The organism is Bacillus sp. TH17, assembly GCF_016651125.1.
GTDB lineage: Bacteria > Bacillota > Bacilli > Bacillales > Bacillaceae_G > Bacillus_A > Bacillus_A mycoides.
Window position 1 is genome coordinate 1,321,598 of sequence record NZ_JAEKEN010000001.1, and the last position, 19,021, is coordinate 1,340,618.

The following is a 19,021-nucleotide window of genomic DNA, read 5'->3' on the forward strand; positions in this document are numbered from 1 at the left end:
TGATTATCAATATCATTTTATCCTTTTTCATAAGAATGGAATTTCAAAATGATAGCAACATTGCTTAACTAGGTAAATTAAAAATAAGGGGATGGTGTGTATGTCTACAAAGAAACAACTTTGCATTGGATTATGTTTAATTTCTAGAAAGAAAGAAGATTGTATATTTGATTCGGGAATTGATGAACAAGTAGAGTTAGCGAAACGAGCAGAAAAATCGAAGTTAGATTTTGTTTTTAAAGCGGATTATTTAGTGGCACATCCTGATTTAATTGCTCGTAATAAGGGGAATGTAATTTTAGATCCGACACTATTGTTTACTGCTATTGCTTATGCAACAGAAAAGATTGGAGTCGTTACGACCGCTTCAACATCATTTTATCCACCATATATACTAGCGAGGCAACTACAATCTTTAAATTGGATTAGTAACGGCCGAGTAGGTTGGAACATTGTCACATCAATTGATGGTGCTGAAAACTTTGGTGAGACAGGGATGCCACCATCTGAGGAACGATACGCGAAAGCGGCAGAATGTACAGAGTTAGTAAGAAAACTTTGGAGGAGTCATCCTTATGAAGTTTTGAAAGAAGACAACGCAGATGTAATTAGAGAAATGGTACAGCCAATTGAGCATCGTAGTGAGCATTTTGAGGTGAAAGGTCCACTTAATATCCCGCAACATATTTCTGGGGAAATGCCTTTATTTCAAGCTGGTGCTTCAGAGTCTGGCCGGAATTTCGCTGCTTCTGTTGCGGATGCGATTTTTGCCGCAATGCCAGATGTAGAATCAGGAATCGAACTTCGTCAAGATTTAAGAAGAAGAGCAGAAAAGCATGGCCGAAAGCAAGAGGATATACGTGTATTGCCAGGTTTATATTTCTTTATTGGTGATTCATATGAAGAAGCACTAGAAATGCACAGGCAAGCTCACCAACACCTTACAAAAGAGAAGAGGTACGCTTTACTCGAAATGGTTCTCGGATTAGACGTTAGAGGGCTTCCATTAGAAAGTAAGGTTACTGAACATATGCTACCAAGTAGAAATCAAGCTGTACGTAGTAAAACACATGCCGAATTATTACGGAATTTCATCATAAAAAATGAACCAACTGTTGAGCAAATACTAGAACGACCAGAAGTTGTTGGTTCTGCTCATTGGGTCGCTATTGGCACACCACAAGACGTTTTCAAACAAATTATGGAAAGGTTTGAAGCAGGAGCACTAGATGGATTTATTGCAATTCCAGGCGGTCCTCCAAAATCATTGGATTTATTCTTTAGTGAAGTCATTCCTTTATTCGTGAGAGCAGGTGTATTTAGAGAAGAGTATACAGGTTCAACCTTACGTGAGCATTTGGAGGGTAATATATCAAATGCTCTACAGTTGAAATAATTCATTATGCACAAAAAGCCTTTCAAAAGAAGGCTTTTTATTTCGAATAAAAATTCGGAATTATCAGTTGACTTGTAGAGGCTTCTTTTTTATATTAGTAGGTATAGCAATAACTACTAATGGAAAGTGAAATCGTAGTTTTGAAATTAGAGCTATATAAATTGTGAGGGGTTACCGATGGATGAAATAATAAAGGAGTTACAAAAGTTAGGTTTTTCCCAGTACGAATGTAAAGCGTATATTGGACTATTAAAACATTATCCAGTAACAGGTTATGAAGTTAGTAAACAAACAGGCGTACCTCGTTCGATGATTTATGAAGTACTTGGCAAGTTGATGGATAAAGGAGCGGTGCATATCGTTCCTTCTGAACCAGTGAAATATGTACCAGTGCCAGCTACGGAATTAATGGATCGAATGCGAAAAGATTTTGAAAAGTCCTTTGAATTTCTAAACCGAAAATTAAATTGTTTAGAACAAGAGCGACAAATTGATGTAATTTCGCATATTCGCTCAAATGATCGTGTTTTGAAAGAAATATGCAATATAATTAATAGAGCAAAAGAAGAGTTATGGATTTCTGTATGGGAAGATCAAGTGCAAGAGATTGAGCCATTCATTCATCAAAAGGAAGCGGAAGGCGTACATATTTTTTCAATTTTATTTGGTGCTCCAGAAACAAAAATAGGAGCGACATTTCACCATAATTATATGACACCTCACGTCGTTGAAAAGAGAATGGGTGGTCATTTAACTGTTATCGCGCGTGATGGGGAAGAAGTATTAATTGCTAACTTTTCAAATGATAGCACTTCATGGGCCGTTACAACGTACGATCCAGCTTTAGTTCTCGTCGCTACAGAATATGTTCGGCACGACATTATGGTGGAAGAGATTACGAAGGAGTTTGGAGCTGATAAATTAGATACATTATGGCGTGAAAACATAGATTTAGTTCATGTCGTAACAGGAAAACGTACTATAGAAGAAATGGAGGGAGATAATGGTGAATAAAGCTCAAGCACATATGACACTGCAGAGCGATGATTCATTTCAGCAAGGTGTAAAGGATTGTTTACCAACTGTATTTGGATATTTGAGCATCGGTATAGCGGCTGGTGTTATTGCGAAAACAGCAGGTTTCTCGATCATAGAAATTGCTTTTATGTCCACATTAATTTACGCAGGTTCTGCTCAGTTTATATTAGCAGGTATGTATGCAGCGGGTGCCCCAGCCTCGGCAATTATTTTTACTGTGTTCTTTGTTAATTTACGTCACTTATTAATGAGTGCTGCACTCGCACCTTACTTTACCAAGATACCTCTTTTTAAAAATTTAATAATTGGTTCGCAAATTACAGATGAAACTTTCGGCGTTGCAGTGCAACAAGCAGCACAAAAAGGCCATTTAGGCGAGAAATGGATGATGGGACTTAATGTAACAGCATATTTAAATTGGATTTTAGCTACAGTTCTCGGAGGGCTTTTTGGAGAGTGGATACCAGATCCTCATACGTACGGAATGGATTATGCGTTACCAGCGATGTTTATCGGATTATTTGTACTTCAGCTAATAAGTAGTAAACCGAAACTAGCCATTCATCTAAGTGTTGCAATTGTAGCGATTATTATCGCATACGTTTCACACTTATTTATGCCAGATAGTATAGCAGTTATTATCGCAACACTTTTAGCTGCGACAATCGGGGTGGTGATTGAAAAATGGAAGTAAGATTGGACGTATTATTCCTTTTACTAGCAGCCGGAGCTGTCACACTCGTACCACGTATTTTACCTCTTCTCGTATTTAGTAAACTACAAATTCCAGACTGGGGTTTAAAATGGTTAAATTACATACCAATTGCGATATTAGCAGCACTTTTAGCACAAGTATTATTTATGCATGAGACAGTGCAGTGGGATTATATCATTGCGGCAATCCCAACATTCTTCGTAGCGATATATACTCGTAGTTTATTAGGAACAGTATTAACAGGAGTCATTGTAATTATTTTGTTACGTTTATTTTTCTAAAAAGGATTCAGCTCATATAATAGCGAAAGGTGTAATAACATGAAATATATAGGGGTGGTGTTATGATACTTTTAACGATAGGAGCAATATTGTTAACGTTGTTTATTTTTTTATTATCGGTTTTATTACGTTTATGATGTTTGTTGATAAGGCGACACCTCAAATTTATTACACACCTTGTGAATCAGTAACAGTGAAATCTAAAGGTAAAAATAGAAGGAAGAAAAGTTGATGTTGGGCTTTTCTTCCTTTTATTTTTACATTCCTGAAAGAACTAACAACAATAATCCAAATAGAAAACTAATAAAGTGAAACTTTAATCAGTGGGGGTTGTTTATCCCCCACTGATTATTAGCCTTCACCAATCGGGCGTTTACGGGCAGTTAATCTCTCACTTAACTTCTTTGCTTCAGCCGAATTTTGAGGTGGGAGTCTTACTGCCCGTTAATGCGGGATAAAAGAAAGAAAACCGATAGATATGGAAAAAATACGATTGTTTTTCCATTCGCGTGTGAAAACGATTAAACCTAAAACGCAAAGGAAAAACCAAATGGGTAGGAATATAAATCGACTAACTTTTTCTTCATATTTACAATGTGCCTCTATGAAACTTATATTCCTTCTCAACAAGGCAGATGCGCAGGTGGAAGTTTTCATACCATTGCTCACGGCCTCTTTTTTTCGCTTCTTTATGTAAGACGTTCTTTTTCCAATTTTCAATTGCTTCAAGTGACTCCCAATAAGAAATTGTAATGCCGAGTCCCGAATTATCACGTGCGCTTTCGACACCTAAAAATCCAGGTTGCTGTTTCGCAAGCTCCTCCATTTTTTCGGAAACGGTACTATAATCTGTTGTATCATTTGATAGATTTGAAGTGAATATAACTGCATAATAGGGCTTGTTTTTTTCTAAATCATATTTCATTATTTTCCCTCTTAATGTATAGTGCGAATAATTAATTCATAGTTTGTATTTTAGCAGGTTAAAAAAAGAAGTAGAAGATTCTTATTTTTTTTAGGTGTTGTAAAACAGAGGATAGAAGGGATTTATATTAAGTAATCTAAAGTAAGAAAAATGCCACTTCAAAAAAAGAAGTGGCATTTTTTATATTTCCTCTAAGCTATTAACTGGAACTGTTAATTCGCGTTTTGGATTTGTTACTTCATATATGCGGGCGGTTTCGTTGCTTTCGTCAACGTGTTGAATCATAACAGGCATGCCTTGGAAACTGACATTGGCTTCTTCAGATGACTCGGAAAGCTCTTTTGCGCGTTGTATATTCATTTATATTCCTCCCATCATTATTATCTTTGCAAAAAAAGAGGAATAATATACCATTTCGAGACATTTTTAAAGTTTTTGTATTATTTGTAATGTTTCTTTAATAAAAGAAGAAAAGATGGAATCTGGATAGCTATCTATCGCTTGAACTGCTTCTTTTGCTTCTTTCAGAGCAGATTTTTTATCTTGAAGTTCTATATAGCAAAGAGCACGATAAGATCCAGCTGTTAATAACCACGATTGATCAAGTGGATGACTCATATAATCCGGTATGATAGCATGCTCTAATACTTCTAAAGCTTCCTCGTAACGTTTTAAACCATACAAATATTTTCCTTTTTCAAGATAATACAATCCATCGTCTTGAAAAATTGGTTCATCTTTTAGTTTTTCTCGAAATTGTTCTAAATGTTTTAATGCGATTGTATATTCATTCGTAATTGTATTGTAGTAATAAGCTTTTAATATATCTATATTTGCAGCGGATAAAGTATCTTCTGTAAAAATAGCAAATTGCTCAGATTTTTTTATGTAATATAAATATCTTTCTTTATCCGCCGTAATGATTTTTTGATAAGATAAAATACGATAAAAATCATCTGTTTTATAATACACTTGATGTTTTTTGGAAAAGGCAAGTGCATCTAAGATGACTCTTTCACATTTTTCATAATTGCCATATGCGAGTAAAATAATTGCTTCTTTTAAGTATAACTGTATATGTGTAATAAGATCCATTTCTAAATTCTTCGTTTTATATTCATCACGAATAATGGTAATCATCTGTAAACATTCTTTATATTTTTTACGTTTGAAGAGCATATAGTAAAACAGTAGTTTCGTTTCAGTGCTTTCTCGATATAAAGTATATTTTTCAAATATAGAAATAGCGGTTTCGACGTAATATTCAATATTATAATCGTTCATAATAGCTGCCCCAGTTATGAACTGTTTATATATACGAGCCGTATTTAAAGTAGAAGGTAGCTCTTTTTGAACGATAGGTAGTAAAGTATCATATACTTCATCGCATTTATTTGTCTTTATTAGTTCCTCCATTTTTTGAATGAGTTCTACAATTTCTCCATCATCTTCTTCTAGTAAAAAACTCATTTCACATCCAAGTTTATTAGCGATGTATTGTAATGTTTTCATGGAAGGTGTAGCTTTTCCGTTTTCAATTTGACTTAGCATACTTTTTGTCAGTTCTGAACCTGCTAGCCCAGTTTGAGTAAGTTTTTTTTCTTTTCGTAACGTTTTAATTTTTTCACCGAGAGTAGCCATATAATTGCTCCTTTATAACCGAAAAGTTAAATATAATTAAACTTTTTGTTGTAAAAATTGGAAAGATGATTATATAATAAGTTTAACACAGTTTAACTTTTAAGGGGAGAGTGTCATAATGGGGGATGTAAGTATAGTTCCAAATGATTGGAAAATGAAGATTGCAACGAGAAATATTATTTTAATGATGATTGGAAAAATGACGTCCTTGTTAGGGGCGGGTATTTATACGTTTGCAATGGGATTATACGTATTAAAGACAACTGGTTCAGGAATGGGGTTTGCAACTACTCTTATTTGCGGATCAATACCAAGAATGATCTGTGGCCCAATTGCAGGTGCTGTAGCTGACCGTGTGAACCGAAGATGGCTTGTAATTGGCACTGATTTATTAAGTAGCTTAACAATGCTTATCATGTTTATTCTTGCTACTATATTTGGACCATCACTTCTGTTTATTTATGTATCAGCGGCATTATTATCAATTTGTGCAAGTTTTTATTCTGTTTCATTAACTTCGTCTATTCCTAATTTAGTAGATGAGGAGCGTATTCAAAAAGCGAGTGCTTTAAATCAGACGGCATCATCTTTATCGAATATTTTAGCGCCGATTATTGGAGGAGTTGTATTTGGTTTCTTTTCAATCAAAATATTTTTCCTGTTAAATAGTATTACATTCTTTTTAGCAGTTATTGTACAATTATTCATCGTATTTGATTTATATAAAAAAGAATTGGCCGAAAGTAAAGAGCATTTCTTGACGAGTATAAAAGAAGGTTTTTCATATGTGAAACGACAGCATGAAATATATGGTTTAATGAAAATTGCAGTAGGGGTAAACTTTTTTGCGAGTGCACTTTTCGTTTCGCTTCCATATATTATTATTAAAAATTTGCATTTATCCTCGAAGCAACTCGGTGTTGTAGAGGGAATGTTAGCAGTCGGGATGCTAATTGGTGCAATTGTTTTATCAGTACGTAAAGAAGTGAATAATCCGTTTCGCTCTGTTTATATTGGACTGTTTTTATTTGCGGGCTTGAGTTTATGCACAGTCTTTCCGTTGTTAGTGATCATTCCGAAAGTAGCAAGTTTTATTTACTATATCACTTTTATGATTTTAACTGGTATATCAATGATGGTTGTAAATATCCCGATGCAAGTACATATGCAAAAGACGACAGATCCAAACTATTTAGGACGTGTATTCGGTCTACTTGAAACAATTTCTACTGCAATCGCACCGCTTGGAATGATTGTATATGGATTATTATTAGATATGTTGCCAACTAGCATTGTTATGATGACATTAGGTGGAGGATTATTGTTAGTTGTATTAGTTGGAGTAAAGCAGCATATGGCGAAAAAACAAGTGGATGTATCGGTTTAAAAGAAAATTTTAACAATATAAAAATGACCATATTAGTATTTTAGTTTTTGAAACTATTTTTCATGTATGTTACAGTAAAGTAAGCAGGCAAAGAAAAGGAGAAAACATCATGAGAAAATTAAGTTTTGTAATGCTTTTTCTGTTAGTCGTAATGGCTGGATGTAGTAATTATGACACGTATATTGAAACAGGTATGCAATCATTGAAAAATGAAAAATATAGTGATGCGATTATGTGGTTTGAAAAAGCGGAAAAAGAGAAATCAGGGAATGAAGCAAAGGCATATAAAGAAGTCGCTCAGTTACTAGATCGTGGTGCGACAGCATTAAAAGACGGTAAGTATTTAGAAACGAAAGATATTGCAAATGAAGTGTTACAAAAGAAAAAAGATGATGCACTTGAAAAAGCTGTGACATCAAATGCAGAGAATATGCTTCAAAAAGCAAAAGATGTGGAAGAGAAAGTAAATGAAAGAGTAGCGAAACGAAAAAAGGTAAATGAAGAAGGAATCGATAAATTAATTAAAGCTGTTGATAGTATAGATGATGTAAAAGAAAAAGAGAAAAAAGTTTCAGAAGCATTAGATAAGGCTGAAGAGGCACAAGCGAAAATTGAGGATAAGAAAAACAAATAGAGTTATAGTTTAAAAGGCTGTCGTGTATAACGACAGCCTTTTAATTTTTTTCTGCAAAAGAAGTAATGCTATGTAGTAAAAAAGAAATTATTTTAGAATTCCATCTGTCCTCATGATGAATGGTATAAATATTACGCTGAAATTCAAAATCAGGGATCGGTATATAGCATAGCTCATTTCGTTGTACTTCTTGCTCAATAGCAAGTTTTGAAATAAAGGCAACCCCATTACCATATTTTAAAATTTGTTTCATCGTTTCTAATGAATCTAGTTCAATTTCTGATTGGAATGTAATGTTATGTTCTAACGTCCATTGTGTAAGTAAATCTCTCGTTGTAGATGGATTACGATGCAATAATATACGTTCTTTTTCGATATCTTGTAATGATACATTTGTTCTTTTAGAAAGATGATGTTCTTTGGAAAAGGCAAGAACAAGTGTATCAGGCATTACATTCATTTGTTTTAGAAGTGGTTCGTCAAACGGTGCCGCAGAAATTACCCCGAGATCAATTTCATGATTTTGTAGCATCGTTCGAATTTCAGGAGCTGTTTTTACTATGAGTGTTATTTTTATATTTGGAAATTCGCATTGAAATTGGTGAACAACTTCTGGTAAAAGATAAGTCGCTGGTACATAACTAGCACCAATTGTTATAGCGCCTTTATTAAAATCTTTAAACTCTTGTGTGACCCGCCTAGCTTCTTTCATAAGTGCATCTATTTTACAAGCATAATGATGCAACGCCTCACCAGCTTCTGTTAAGAAATACCTTCCAGAACGTAATTCAAATAAAGGTACACCAAGTTCCTCTTCTAAGCTTTTTATATGAAACGTAATAGTAGGTTGTTTAACACCAAGTTTTTCTGCAACGATAGTAAGCTTTTTGTATTTCTTAATAAGCACTACAATTTCTAATTTTAAGAGATTCATGATAAGTTGGCCCCTTTTTCTTCTAACTATAGAAAAAATCTATAGAAATAAATAGTTTATTAGAGATTTTTTAATTTAATCTTTACAGTACATTAACATTCAGTATAAAACTTCCAGATAGAATGAAAGCAGGTTAAGAATGAGGGGAGAGAGGTGAAACGATGGATATTAAAATTCATGGATTAGAAAAGGCATTTGGGAAAACACAGGCGTTAAAGCCGTTACAGATTGTAATGAAAAAAGGGGAATTCACCACACTTTTAGGACCTTCAGGATGCGGGAAAACGACTTTACTTAGAATGATTGCAGGGCTTGAGGAACCGGATAAAGGTGAAATATATTTTGGAGATAAGTGCATGTATTCTTCTGCTAAAAAGATAAAAACATCTCCTCATGAGCGGAATATCGGCATGGTATTTCAAGATTTTGCTTTATGGCCGCATATGACTGTATTTGAAAATGTTGCATTTGGTTTAAGGGCTACAAAGCAAACGAATCACTTAAGAGAAAAGGTAGAAGATGCGATAAAGCGAGTTCGTTTGCAAGGTATGGAGAAAAGATATCCGCATGAACTCTCAGGTGGACAGCAGCAACGTGTCGCATTTGCTAGAGCAATTGTAACGAAACCTCATTTTATTTTGTTCGATGAACCGTTAAGTGCACTCGATGCAATTTTGCGAGAAGAAATGCGATTAGAACTTATGGACATCGTTCATTCAATTGGTTTAACGGCATTGTATGTAACACATGATCAAACAGAAGCTATGTCAATGTCAGACCAAATTATTGTCATGAAGCAGGGTGAAGTATTACAAAAAGGAACACCAGAAGACATTTATGTGAAACCGTCTCATGAATTTGTTGCAAAATTTGTTGGTAAGGCAAATTGGCTTGTAGAGGGGAAAAAAATGATTCGTCCAGAGCATGTGAGCTGGACAAAAAATGACTTATGCGAAATGTATACAGGTGAAGTTCAGCACGTTACATATGTAGGAGAACGTTATGAAGTGAAAGTAAACATGGGGACACTCGGTGTATGGACAGCTTATTACAATAGTAAGCTAAGCGTTGGTAAACCGGTATCGTTATATGTACCAAAAAAATGTATTCATCATATAGGGGGAGAATCGTATGAAGAAATTCAGTTCGCTTAAGTCTTTATTTGTATGTACTTTACTATTTTCTGCTGTAGTAACAGGTTGTAGCTCAAAGACAGGCAGTGTAGATGCAAAAAATAAAAACGCTAATGAAAAGAAAATTGTTGTATATAGTGCAGGACCAAAAGGATTAGCAGAAAAAATTCAAAAGGACTTTGAAAAGAAAACAGGGATAAAAGTAGAAATGTTTCAAGGAACAACAGGTAAGATTTTAGCAAGAATGGAGGCTGAAAAGAAAAATCCAGTCGTTGACGTTGTCGTACTTGCTTCTTTACCAGCGATGGAAGGATTAAAAAAAGATGGGCAAACGTTAGCTTATAAAGAAGCAAAACAAGCTGATAAGCTTCGTTCTGAATGGTCGGATGATAAAGGACATTATTTTGGATATAGTGCTTCAGCATTAGGAATTGTGTATAACACAAAAAATGTGAAGACAGCACCTGAAGATTGGAGCGATATAACAAAAGGAGAATGGAAAGGGAAAGTGAATCTTCCAGATCCAGCACTTTCAGGTTCAGCTTTAGACTTTGTAACAGGATATGTGAAAAAGAATGGACAAGATGGATGGAATTTATTTGAACAGCTTAAGAAAAATGAAGTTACAGTAGCTGGGGCAAACCAAGAAGCGTTAGACCCAGTTGTAACAGGTGCGAAAGATATGGTAATTGCGGGTGTTGACTATATGACGTACAGTGCAAAAGCAAAGGGTGAACCGGTTGATATCGTATATCCAAAAAGCGGAACAGTCATTAGTCCACGTGCAGCAGGCATTATGAAGGATAGTAAAAATGTAGAAGGTGCAAAAGAGTTTATTGATTATTTATTATCAGATGATGTGCAAAAACAAGTTTCTAAAGCGTATTTGTTGCCAGGTAGAAAAGATATAAAAGCTGAAAATAGACCGAATGTAGAAGAGATTCCAGTATTAAATATTGATTGGAAAACAGTTGAGAAAGAACAAGATGAAATAGCAAAACAATTTAAGAAAGTATTTCAATAAGATGGTGATTACATGGTAAATCGATTCGTATCAGTAAGACAAGTTGGAATGACAGTAGCGTTGTTACTTGTGGCGATGTTAATCGTCATTCCGCTTTTTCTCATTTTATTTTCTAGTGTATATGAAAATAGCAGTTGGAATTTTTTAAAGCCTTTTGAAGTCATGCAGAGTGGTGGATTAGCTGGAATTTTTCTGAATTCGATGCTTCTAGGTGTACTCGTTGTAATAGGAGCTACAATATTTGCGTTTCCATTGGCGTTCATTATGAGCAAAACAGATGTAGGAAAGTATAGTAAGTTAGATATTGTTTTTATGATCCCATTTATGACCCCGCCCTATATCGGATCGATGGGATGGATTTTGTTCATGCAACCTAACGGTTATTTTGAACAATTTTTTCCGGCTTTAAAGCCGATTTCATCATCGTTTTTTAGTTTAGGCGGTATGGTTTTAATTATGAGTCTGCATTTATTCCCATTCCTTTACTTCATGTTGAAAAACACGTTACTTCAGATTGGGAGTAGTAAAGAAGAAGCGGCAGCAGTTCATGGCGGAAGTTTTTTCTATCGTTTAAGAAAAATAATACTACCGTTATTGTTATCAAGTTATGTAATGGGTGCTTTACTCATTTTCGTAAAGACGATTGCTGAATTTGGAACACCAGCTACATTCGGACGTAGAATAGGATTCCATGTGTTAACATCTGAGATTCATAAATTTATCTCTAGTTGGCCGATTGATTTTGGCAGTGCCACAGCACTATCTTCTTTATTACTTAGTGCGTGTATGCTCATTTGGTATATGCAAAATGTATTGAATCGAAAGTATACATATGCAATGGTTAGTGGAAAAGGTGTGAAATCTAAAAGGTATACTTTGTCTATATTTGCGCGCGTTATAGCATGGGTTTATGTAATTGGCCTACTAATAGTAGCAATTGGAATCCCATACTTTTCTATACTTATTGCTTCTTTGTCGAAGTTAAGAGGCGGTGGCTTACATTTTAATAACTTTACAACAAGCCATTATGAAGCATTATTTACAATTGGTTCTCCGGGATTAGAAGCTTTATGGAACAGTTTTCTTTTTTCACTCGTAACGGCGATTGTTGCTGTAATTATTGGCGTATTTTTGGCGCTTATGATTCAAAAGGGGAAAAAGTCCTCTGAAAAATGGCTTGATATGTGCGGCATGTTACCGAATATGGTACCAGGAATAGTGATGGTTGTAGGGCTTATTTTATTTTGGAATTCACCCTATATGCCTATGTCAATTTACAATACACCAGTCATGGTTATCGTAACGTATGTTGTTCTCTTTTTACCTTATACGGTGCAGTATGTAAAAGCATCGCTCGGACAAATTGATGATTCTCTTGTACAGGCAGGAAGTATTTTTTCTGGGAATTATATTTATATTTTTAGAAAAATAATATTGCCGCTTATTATTCCAGGAATTCTTGCTGGATGGGCGATGACATTTACGATTTCGATAAGAGAGTTAGTAGCATCGCTTCTCGTACTACCTCCATCAGTAGAAACGTCAGCAACGTTTATTTTTGCTCAATTTGAACAAGGAGAAGTATCTATAGGAATGGCAATGGCTGTTGTTTCTGTTGGGCTTACAACAATGTGCTTATTACTTCTGCAACATATGGAGCAAAAACGAAAAGGGGTAGCATGATGAGGATGGAAGTATGGGGAGGAGCGGGAGAATACGGTCGTTCCTGCTATTTTGTAAAAAATAAAGAGACAAAAATAGTATTTGATTGTGGTATTAATCGATCATATGAGGATAGTTATCCAAAAATAGAAAGAGAAGTTGTTCCATTTTTGGATGCAGTATTTTTATCACATATTCATGAAGACCATACGATGGGTTTACCTTTATTGACGAAGTATGGATATAAGAAAAAAATTTGGACGACTCGTTATACGAAGGAGCAACTTCCAGCTTATTTTGAAAAATGGGGAAACTACAATCTTTCAAAAGGGTGGAATTTACCTTATAACGATCAAAATATTAAAGATCTAAATTATGTATGTATTGATGAGATTAGTAATCCAAATGAATGGATACAGATTACACCAACGCTGCGGTTTCAATGGGGGTATAGTGGGCATGTATTAGGAGCTGTTTGGTTTTTAGTGGATATGTGTAATACATACGTATTTTATTCTGGTGATTATTCAGCAGAATCTAATATACTACGAGCTAATTTACCTGAAAATTTGCGAAGCGATATAAAAATTGCAATTGTAGATGCCGCTTATCACACTGATGATGTTTCACAAAAGGAACGAGTAGACGAATTATGTGCAGAAATTGAACGAGTTGCTCAAAATAAAGGAACAGTATTACTACCACTGCCCTCACTTGGTAGGGCGCAAGATATAGTATTGTATTTATATGAACGATATAAAGAACTTCCAATTATAGTAGATAAAGAAATTTTTGCTGGATTTGAAGAGATGTTCGTATATAAAGATTGGTTAAAAAATAATGAAAAACTTGAACGGGTTGTGGAGGATTTAAAAAGAAACATAATAGTTATGGATAAGGACATTTGTATGCAAAATAGTTACGGAATAGTTGTAATGAGTGATGCGAATATGCAAACAAAACGAGCACAGTTGTATTATGAACAACTTCGGCATAAAGAACGAACTTCCATTATCTTTACTGGACATATTGCTAAAGGAAGTTTTGCAGAAAAAGTTTTGAAGGAACGTGTAGGTAAAGAATGTAGGGTGAAGCGAGTTCCATATAAAGTTCATCAAAGTATAAGTGACGTTAAGGAAATGTTAAATACACTATTACCAGAACATACGGTGTTAGTACATGCTTTGAAAGAGGATACGGATCGATTACAACAAAAGCTTAGCATAGCAGGATATGAAAATGTGTATTCGCTTACTCTGGAACGTATAGAAGTAATTTAAAATGTAAAGGAGATCGGTATATGAAAAAGGTATTTGTATTCGTAAGTATTTTCTTTTGTTGTTTCCTTTATCATGTTAAGGAAGGGTTTGCTGCTAGTCCAATGAAACCTAGTTTTGAAGTGAAGTTATTATTAAAGCCAGAACAAGTATTAGGTTATAACAAAGAGATGAAGCAAGAGGTACTAGAACATTTCCAGGCTGGTACAAATTATGAAAGAATACAAGTGCAATTTTTAGATACGGCGAATAAAAGTTTAAGTAATGAAGGTTGGTTTACGAGGATTCGAAAGAAAGAATTTAGTAAAGATTTTGAGCTAACATATAAAAAGAGATACCCGATTCAAAATGGTATGATTCAAGATGCATTAGAAGTAGCTAAGAAGGATGGATTTGATAGTCAAACTGATAATTATGAGGCGGAAATAGATTGGGGATTTGAGAAGAAAACGTTAAGTATTTCAAATAAGAAAAGTTACAGTGCTAAAGGATATGGAGTACTTGATTTACCAAACGAACGAGTTGCTCAAAACATGTTAATAGAAAAGTTGCCAGGGAAAATGAACAAATGGTTGTATACGAATTGGGGAGAAGAAATGCTCAAGAATTCTCGTATTTATGGTCCTGTATTAATGAAACGGTATACAGGTGAATTTGAAAATATAAAAACGAATATTGAAATTTGGCCATTAAGTAATACCGGGAAAATAGAAGATGACTTCGTAATAGAAGTGTCGTTTAAAACAAATGAGGAAAGTATCGCGACAAAACAAAGAGAATTATTAATGGCGAGTATAGAGAAAAAAGGATGGTTGTTACCGAAAGATAGTTTGAAGACAGAGCTTATTTTTCAGTAAATAGGAAAGAAGGAATCTATGTGCCATGGATTCCTTCTTCTAATATATGAGCATTAAGCTAAATCAGCTGACACGAACATATCATTATTTTGAAGGTTTTTAGAGCGTAAACTATAAGCAACTACCTTCTTTTTATGTTGTTTTACTACATCAACATGCTCTTCATGACTATAAATATAAAATGTAAAATCTTTTTTGCCACGTTTTGCATTGATAATTAAAGGAGTGCCTTCATTGTGTGGTGGTGCATAATAGCGATCTAAAAATAATCCTTCGTTAAAATCATGAATAATTTTGGATTTCTTTTCGCCTTCTAAGTTATTTCCATTGATTGTAACAGTCACATTCTCTTCTTCAAGTTGTGGATGTGTTTCGTACTTGCTAATAATGGATTCAATAGCAGAGTTAGGAAGGCTAGAAACAATAATTTTAAATGCTCCAAATACAACTAACATTACAATAAACCAAGTCGTCATAGTATTTCATCCCCTTTATCCCACAGTAACGGTCCGTAAAATCCTGGTTGGTGCGGGCTAATAATCAGTGTGGGACAGATACCCCGTACTGACTAAAATTTCACTTTATCCTATTTAACAATATAACTCATGTGGCAATAGTACATATGGTGAAGTTTTGTATAATTTGTGAAAAATATTCCATTTTTATGAACGAAATATTAGAAAAATCAATTTTGTTACAAAAAGTTGAAATCGAAGTATTTTAAAAGAAAAAGGTTTATAATAAAAATATAACTAATAACAACATTACTAATTATAAGGAAGTGTAACTATGAGTACTGTAACAATCGTATATGGTATTATTCTTTCTACAATTATTGTTTTATTTATTGTCGGGGTATCGCGTTATATTCATAAGTGGAAAGAAGGAGTTGCGAAATTAAATCACATTGAAGAAGAACTTAGTGATTTAATGTTACATCATGGTAAGTAAAAAGTTTATTTTTTAACTAAATAATGTGAAAAAAATCACAAAACATGCTCTCATAATGAAAGCATGTTTTTTTGTTATGTTGTTAATAGGCACATTTATAAAATTTCCCCATACGATACAGTGTAAAATCAGAAATGTTCGGAGCGGGAAAGAGGGATTGAATGAGTAGTTCAGGTTATGTTACAGATAATAAAAATTTAAAGAAAAGCTCAGGAACGCCAAATCTTTTCTTTGATTCGAGAAAAAATGTCTTTTTTAAAAGAGATGAGAAAAACGTTGCATATGAAGTTACCTCAACACAGTTACCTGCGATGATAGGAGGGGCGTTTGTTGATTTATTTATGACGAAAGGGCATATGCGGGAACCACATTGGCATCCGAATGCATGGGAATTAGATGTTGTTGTATCAGGAGAAGCAGTTACATCCATTTTAAATCCCGAAACGAATCAATTGCAAAATTATCATGTGAAAGCGGGGCAAACTGTCTTTATTCCAATGGGATGGTGGCATTGGATTACAGCGGTAACAGAAGAAGTACAATTACATTTGTTCTTTAATAACGATCAGTTTGAAACAGCAGAGGGATCAGACATACTTAGATTAACACCGCCAGAAGTATTTCAAGCTGCATACGGTGTAAGTGCAGAAAAATTAGGAAAGGACCTTTCGCCAATTAAGGAGTCAGTTGTAATTGGTCCTCCTAACTCAAATCGACTAAATAGAGTTAAAGAAAGTGACGACTCAAATATAGTTGTTACGTTAAATGGACAAATAACATCATGTGAAATAGAGTAACTCTTCCTTTTTTTAGGAAAAGTTACTCTGTTTTGTATAATTTTGTATTTTTATTCGTTATAATTATTATATAGAAGGGAATTTATAGAGGGGGCATATTGTGAACATATTAAAGATTATAGGAATTGTTGCAGGAGTCATTATAGTAGCCGTTATAGCTTTCTTTTTTATTATGAAGTACTATTTGTCAAAAGAAGATCCTGATTACGTATTAAAGTACATAAAAGAACATAAAGGTGATGAAACATGTTCATTACTTATTAGAAAAAACGGTGAAGTAGTAACATCTGTAAATGAAAATAAAAAATTACCATTAGCAAGTACGGCAAAAATCGTAATAGCAGTTGAATTTGCTAAGCAAGTGTCAGAAGGAAAAATAAGTCGAGATGAACAAATTTCATTGCAGGATTTAGAAAAATATTATGTTAAAAACACTGATGGTGGAGCGCATCCTGACTGGTTAGAAGATTCAAAAGTGAGAGAGTTAGTGCAAAATGGACAGATTACTTTAGAAGAAGTGGCTAAAGGGATGATTCATTATAGTTCTAATGCGAATACAACATATTTGTTAGATAAGCTTGGAATAGAAAGAGTAAATGATAGTTTAAAAGAGTTAGAACTTACTAGTCATGACAAGTTCTCTTCGTATACTGCTTCACTATATATGAGAGGGTATGTAGAAAAAGAGCTTAATGAGCCAGAAAATCAATCGTTAGAAATGATACGTAACATGTCTAATGATGAATATAATAAACACGTGTTACAAATACATGAATGGATGAAAGATGAAAGTGAATGGAAGAAACGTGATATACCATTAAAAATAGATATGGAATTCCAGCGTATTTGGTCAGATCGATTAGTGAGTGCAAATGCTAAAGATTATTTGAGTTTAATGGAAAAGATAAATAGTAGAAATTATTTTCCAAAATCAATGCAAGATGAAATTGATAATGTTTTTAAAGGAACAGTTGAAAATAGTAAGTTGGAATATGCTGGTCAAAAAGGTGGTTCTACCGCATTCGTATTGACAAAAAGTTTGTATACTACAGATAAGAAAGGGAATAAGGTAGAAGTTGTAATTATGTTTAACGATATAGAAGATCAAGTTGCATATCAAAAGCTGAGAAATAATATAGATTATTTTATTCAAGATGCTATAACAGATGAAGAATTCAGAAGAAAGTTATAATGAAATAATTTTATTATGTAAACAAAAGAGCGCTTTTTAAAAGGCGCTCTTTTCTATTCATGATACAGGATTTCCTATTTACTGCATGGAATATAGATTGAAACTAAGAAAGGAAGTTGAATAATGACTACAGTATATTTCGTTCGCCACGCTCACTCTACATATACAAAGGAAGAAAGGGAACGTCCCTTATCTGAAGAAGGAGAGATTGATGCAGGTAATGTAACAAGTTTGTTAAAGGATAAAAACATTGATGTTGTTATTTCTAGCCCGTATAAAAGGGCGATTCAAACCGTGCAAGGAATTGCGAATACATATAATTTATCAATACAACTGGAAGAAGATTTACGGGAAAGGTTATTAAGTAAAGAGCCAGTAACAGATTTTAACGATGCTATTCAGAAGGTATGGGAAGACTGGACTTTTGCATACGAAGGCGGAGAATCAAATGATGTAGCGCAAAGACGCGCTGTAATATGTATGCAAAGTATATTAAAAAAATATAAAGGTAAGAATATTGTAATAGGTACTCATGGGAATATTATGGTATTACTAATGAATTATTTTGATTCGAAATATGGTTTTCAGTTTTGGAAAACCCTTCATATGCCTGATGTGTATAAATTAACTTTTGATAATAATTGTTTCAGTTCTGCTGAAAGAATACAGTCTACAGATTATCAGATAAATAATTTGTAAAAGTTTATCAAAAAAAGAGGAAAGGGAGAAGGTATTGTAGAAGTATGACTTTGTAACATAAAAAATATTTGTTAAAGGAGGCTGTTTACATGTTTGAGAAAGAGAAAGAAGGGCTTATTGAAGTTCACAACGTATATGAAATCGCACCAGCAGATGGAGCAATTATAGGTATGGCAACGGAAGAAGAAATGGAGATTGCTGCTGAACTAGAGTTACAGTACTATGCCCATTCTCGTTTATTAGAAGCAAATATTCAGTTAGACGGTTCCTCCTATAAAGAGTTACTTCAGGAGTTCCAGGAGTACGAAAGAAAATCAATGAACTTTTGGAGAGCAATACATAAACGTTTAGCTGTGCCATGGGCATGGGTACTACGTATTGATGTTGCGAACGGTCCTATATATGTAAGCAATGGGAGTTCGTATTATGAAGAAGTCGATGATGAAGAAGACTATGAATAGATAAGTAAGGAAGCAGC

Annotated in this window: 22 protein-coding genes and 1 pseudogene; 18 read left to right on the forward strand and 5 right to left on the reverse strand. The window is 34.1% G+C overall.

Translation table 11 applies throughout. The features are described from left to right. Positions 1–100: 100 nt before the first annotated feature. The 5 genes and pseudogenes from JFT95_RS06695 to JFT95_RS06715 all read left to right on the forward strand — a co-directional run bounded on the left by JFT95_RS06695 (position 101) and on the right by JFT95_RS06715 (position 3,662). The gene (locus tag JFT95_RS06695; protein WP_201051780.1) at positions 101–1,396 is read left to right on the forward strand and encodes an NtaA/DmoA family FMN-dependent monooxygenase; all 1,296 of its coding nucleotides are present in this window, start codon (positions 101–103) and stop codon (positions 1,394–1,396) included. A 177-nt stretch (positions 1,397–1,573) separates the two neighbouring features. Then, positions 1,574–2,410 (forward strand): TrmB family transcriptional regulator, encoded by an 837-nt coding sequence (locus JFT95_RS06700; protein ID WP_002141154.1) that lies wholly within the window; start codon positions 1,574–1,576, stop codon positions 2,408–2,410. Next, the gene (locus JFT95_RS06705; protein ID WP_002126646.1) at positions 2,400–3,128 is read left to right on the forward strand and encodes an AzlC family ABC transporter permease; all 729 of its coding nucleotides are present in this window, start codon (positions 2,400–2,402) and stop codon (positions 3,126–3,128) included. Before JFT95_RS06700 ends, JFT95_RS06705 begins: the two co-directional genes overlap by 11 nt. Further along, positions 3,119–3,430, forward strand: coding sequence for an AzlD domain-containing protein (locus JFT95_RS06710; RefSeq protein ID WP_002086437.1), 312 nt, complete (start codon positions 3,119–3,121; stop codon positions 3,428–3,430). The genes JFT95_RS06705 and JFT95_RS06710 overlap by 10 nt, the downstream gene beginning before the upstream one ends. 62 nt (positions 3,431–3,492) lie before the next feature. Continuing rightward, a pseudogene (locus tag JFT95_RS06715) lies at positions 3,493–3,662 on the forward strand (DUF3951 domain-containing protein). Between the two features lie 357 nt (positions 3,663–4,019). Here the strand turns inward: JFT95_RS06715 and JFT95_RS06725 are convergent. From JFT95_RS06725 to JFT95_RS06735, 3 genes are all read right to left on the reverse strand, one after another. Beyond that, positions 4,020–4,355 (reverse strand): antibiotic biosynthesis monooxygenase family protein, encoded by a 336-nt coding sequence (locus JFT95_RS06725; protein WP_088039135.1) that lies wholly within the window; start codon positions 4,353–4,355, stop codon positions 4,020–4,022. A 180-nt stretch (positions 4,356–4,535) separates the two neighbouring features. Continuing rightward, a complete protein-coding gene (locus JFT95_RS06730; RefSeq protein ID WP_001025736.1) occupies positions 4,536–4,715 on the reverse strand; it encodes an H-type small acid-soluble spore protein in 180 nt (59 codons plus the stop codon). Between the two features lie 66 nt (positions 4,716–4,781). Next, complete coding sequence (locus tag JFT95_RS06735) at positions 4,782–5,996, reverse strand: helix-turn-helix domain-containing protein (RefSeq protein ID WP_201051782.1); 1,215 nt, start codon at positions 5,994–5,996, stop codon at positions 4,782–4,784. Positions 5,997–6,114: 118 nt separating this feature from the next. On the opposite strand from JFT95_RS06735, the gene JFT95_RS06740 reads away from it, so the two are divergent. Continuing rightward, positions 6,115–7,383, forward strand: coding sequence for an MFS transporter (locus JFT95_RS06740; RefSeq protein WP_201051784.1), 1,269 nt, complete (start codon positions 6,115–6,117; stop codon positions 7,381–7,383). A 109-nt stretch (positions 7,384–7,492) separates the two neighbouring features. Continuing rightward, on the forward strand, positions 7,493–8,017 hold the full coding sequence (locus JFT95_RS06745; RefSeq protein WP_061688915.1) for an outer membrane protein assembly factor BamD: 525 nt from the start codon (positions 7,493–7,495) through the stop codon (positions 8,015–8,017). Between the two features lie 40 nt (positions 8,018–8,057). Here the strand turns inward: JFT95_RS06745 and JFT95_RS06750 are convergent, their stop codons facing one another. Further along, a complete protein-coding gene (locus tag JFT95_RS06750; RefSeq protein WP_002086428.1) occupies positions 8,058–8,951 on the reverse strand; it encodes a LysR family transcriptional regulator in 894 nt (297 codons plus the stop codon). Positions 8,952–9,112: 161 nt separating this feature from the next. Between JFT95_RS06750 and JFT95_RS06755 the strand changes: the two genes are divergently transcribed. The 5 genes from JFT95_RS06755 to JFT95_RS06775 are packed head-to-tail and all read left to right on the forward strand — an operon-like array spanning position 9,113 to position 14,904. Then, positions 9,113–10,105 carry an ABC transporter ATP-binding protein gene (locus JFT95_RS06755; RefSeq protein ID WP_098636146.1) on the forward strand — a complete coding sequence of 331 codons (993 nt, stop codon included), beginning with the start codon at positions 9,113–9,115 and terminating at the stop codon, positions 10,103–10,105. Then, on the forward strand, positions 10,083–11,108 hold the full coding sequence (locus tag JFT95_RS06760) for an ABC transporter substrate-binding protein (protein WP_002086426.1): 1,026 nt from the start codon (positions 10,083–10,085) through the stop codon (positions 11,106–11,108). The genes JFT95_RS06755 and JFT95_RS06760 overlap by 23 nt, the downstream gene beginning before the upstream one ends. 12 nt (positions 11,109–11,120) lie before the next feature. After that, entirely contained in the window at positions 11,121–12,791 is a 1,671-nt protein-coding gene (locus tag JFT95_RS06765; RefSeq protein WP_201051785.1) for an ABC transporter permease, read from the forward strand. Beyond that, positions 12,788–14,050 (forward strand): MBL fold metallo-hydrolase, encoded by a 1,263-nt coding sequence (locus tag JFT95_RS06770; RefSeq protein WP_201051786.1) that lies wholly within the window; start codon positions 12,788–12,790, stop codon positions 14,048–14,050. The genes JFT95_RS06765 and JFT95_RS06770 overlap by 4 nt, the downstream gene beginning before the upstream one ends. A 20-nt stretch (positions 14,051–14,070) precedes the next feature. Beyond that, the gene (locus JFT95_RS06775; RefSeq protein ID WP_201051787.1) at positions 14,071–14,904 is read left to right on the forward strand and encodes a hypothetical protein; all 834 of its coding nucleotides are present in this window, start codon (positions 14,071–14,073) and stop codon (positions 14,902–14,904) included. Between the two features lie 53 nt (positions 14,905–14,957). Here the strand turns inward: JFT95_RS06775 and JFT95_RS06780 are convergent, their stop codons facing one another. Further along, a complete protein-coding gene (locus JFT95_RS06780) occupies positions 14,958–15,380 on the reverse strand; it encodes a YfmQ family protein (protein WP_002011948.1) in 423 nt (140 codons plus the stop codon). A gap of 131 nt (positions 15,381–15,511) precedes the next feature. Here JFT95_RS06780 and JFT95_RS06785 point away from each other — a divergent pair, with 131 nt between their 5' ends. From JFT95_RS06785 to JFT95_RS06810, 6 genes are all read left to right on the forward strand, one after another. Next, on the forward strand, positions 15,512–15,628 hold the full coding sequence (locus JFT95_RS06785; protein ID WP_002031004.1) for a hypothetical protein: 117 nt from the start codon (positions 15,512–15,514) through the stop codon (positions 15,626–15,628). Between the two features lie 65 nt (positions 15,629–15,693). Continuing rightward, a complete protein-coding gene (locus JFT95_RS06790; RefSeq protein WP_000109008.1) occupies positions 15,694–15,855 on the forward strand; it encodes a hypothetical protein in 162 nt (53 codons plus the stop codon). Positions 15,856–16,016: 161 nt separating this feature from the next. Then, on the forward strand, positions 16,017–16,652 hold the full coding sequence (locus tag JFT95_RS06795; protein ID WP_061675762.1) for a cupin domain-containing protein: 636 nt from the start codon (positions 16,017–16,019) through the stop codon (positions 16,650–16,652). Between the two features lie 100 nt (positions 16,653–16,752). Next, on the forward strand, positions 16,753–17,844 hold the full coding sequence (locus tag JFT95_RS06800) for a serine hydrolase (protein ID WP_201051788.1): 1,092 nt from the start codon (positions 16,753–16,755) through the stop codon (positions 17,842–17,844). Positions 17,845–17,967: 123 nt separating this feature from the next. Further along, positions 17,968–18,543, forward strand: a complete 576-nt coding sequence (locus tag JFT95_RS06805; RefSeq protein WP_002030998.1) for a histidine phosphatase family protein — start codon at positions 17,968–17,970, stop codon at positions 18,541–18,543. A gap of 89 nt (positions 18,544–18,632) precedes the next feature. After that, the gene (locus tag JFT95_RS06810) at positions 18,633–19,004 is read left to right on the forward strand and encodes a hypothetical protein (RefSeq protein WP_000461762.1); all 372 of its coding nucleotides are present in this window, start codon (positions 18,633–18,635) and stop codon (positions 19,002–19,004) included. Positions 19,005–19,021: the final 17 nt, after the last annotated feature.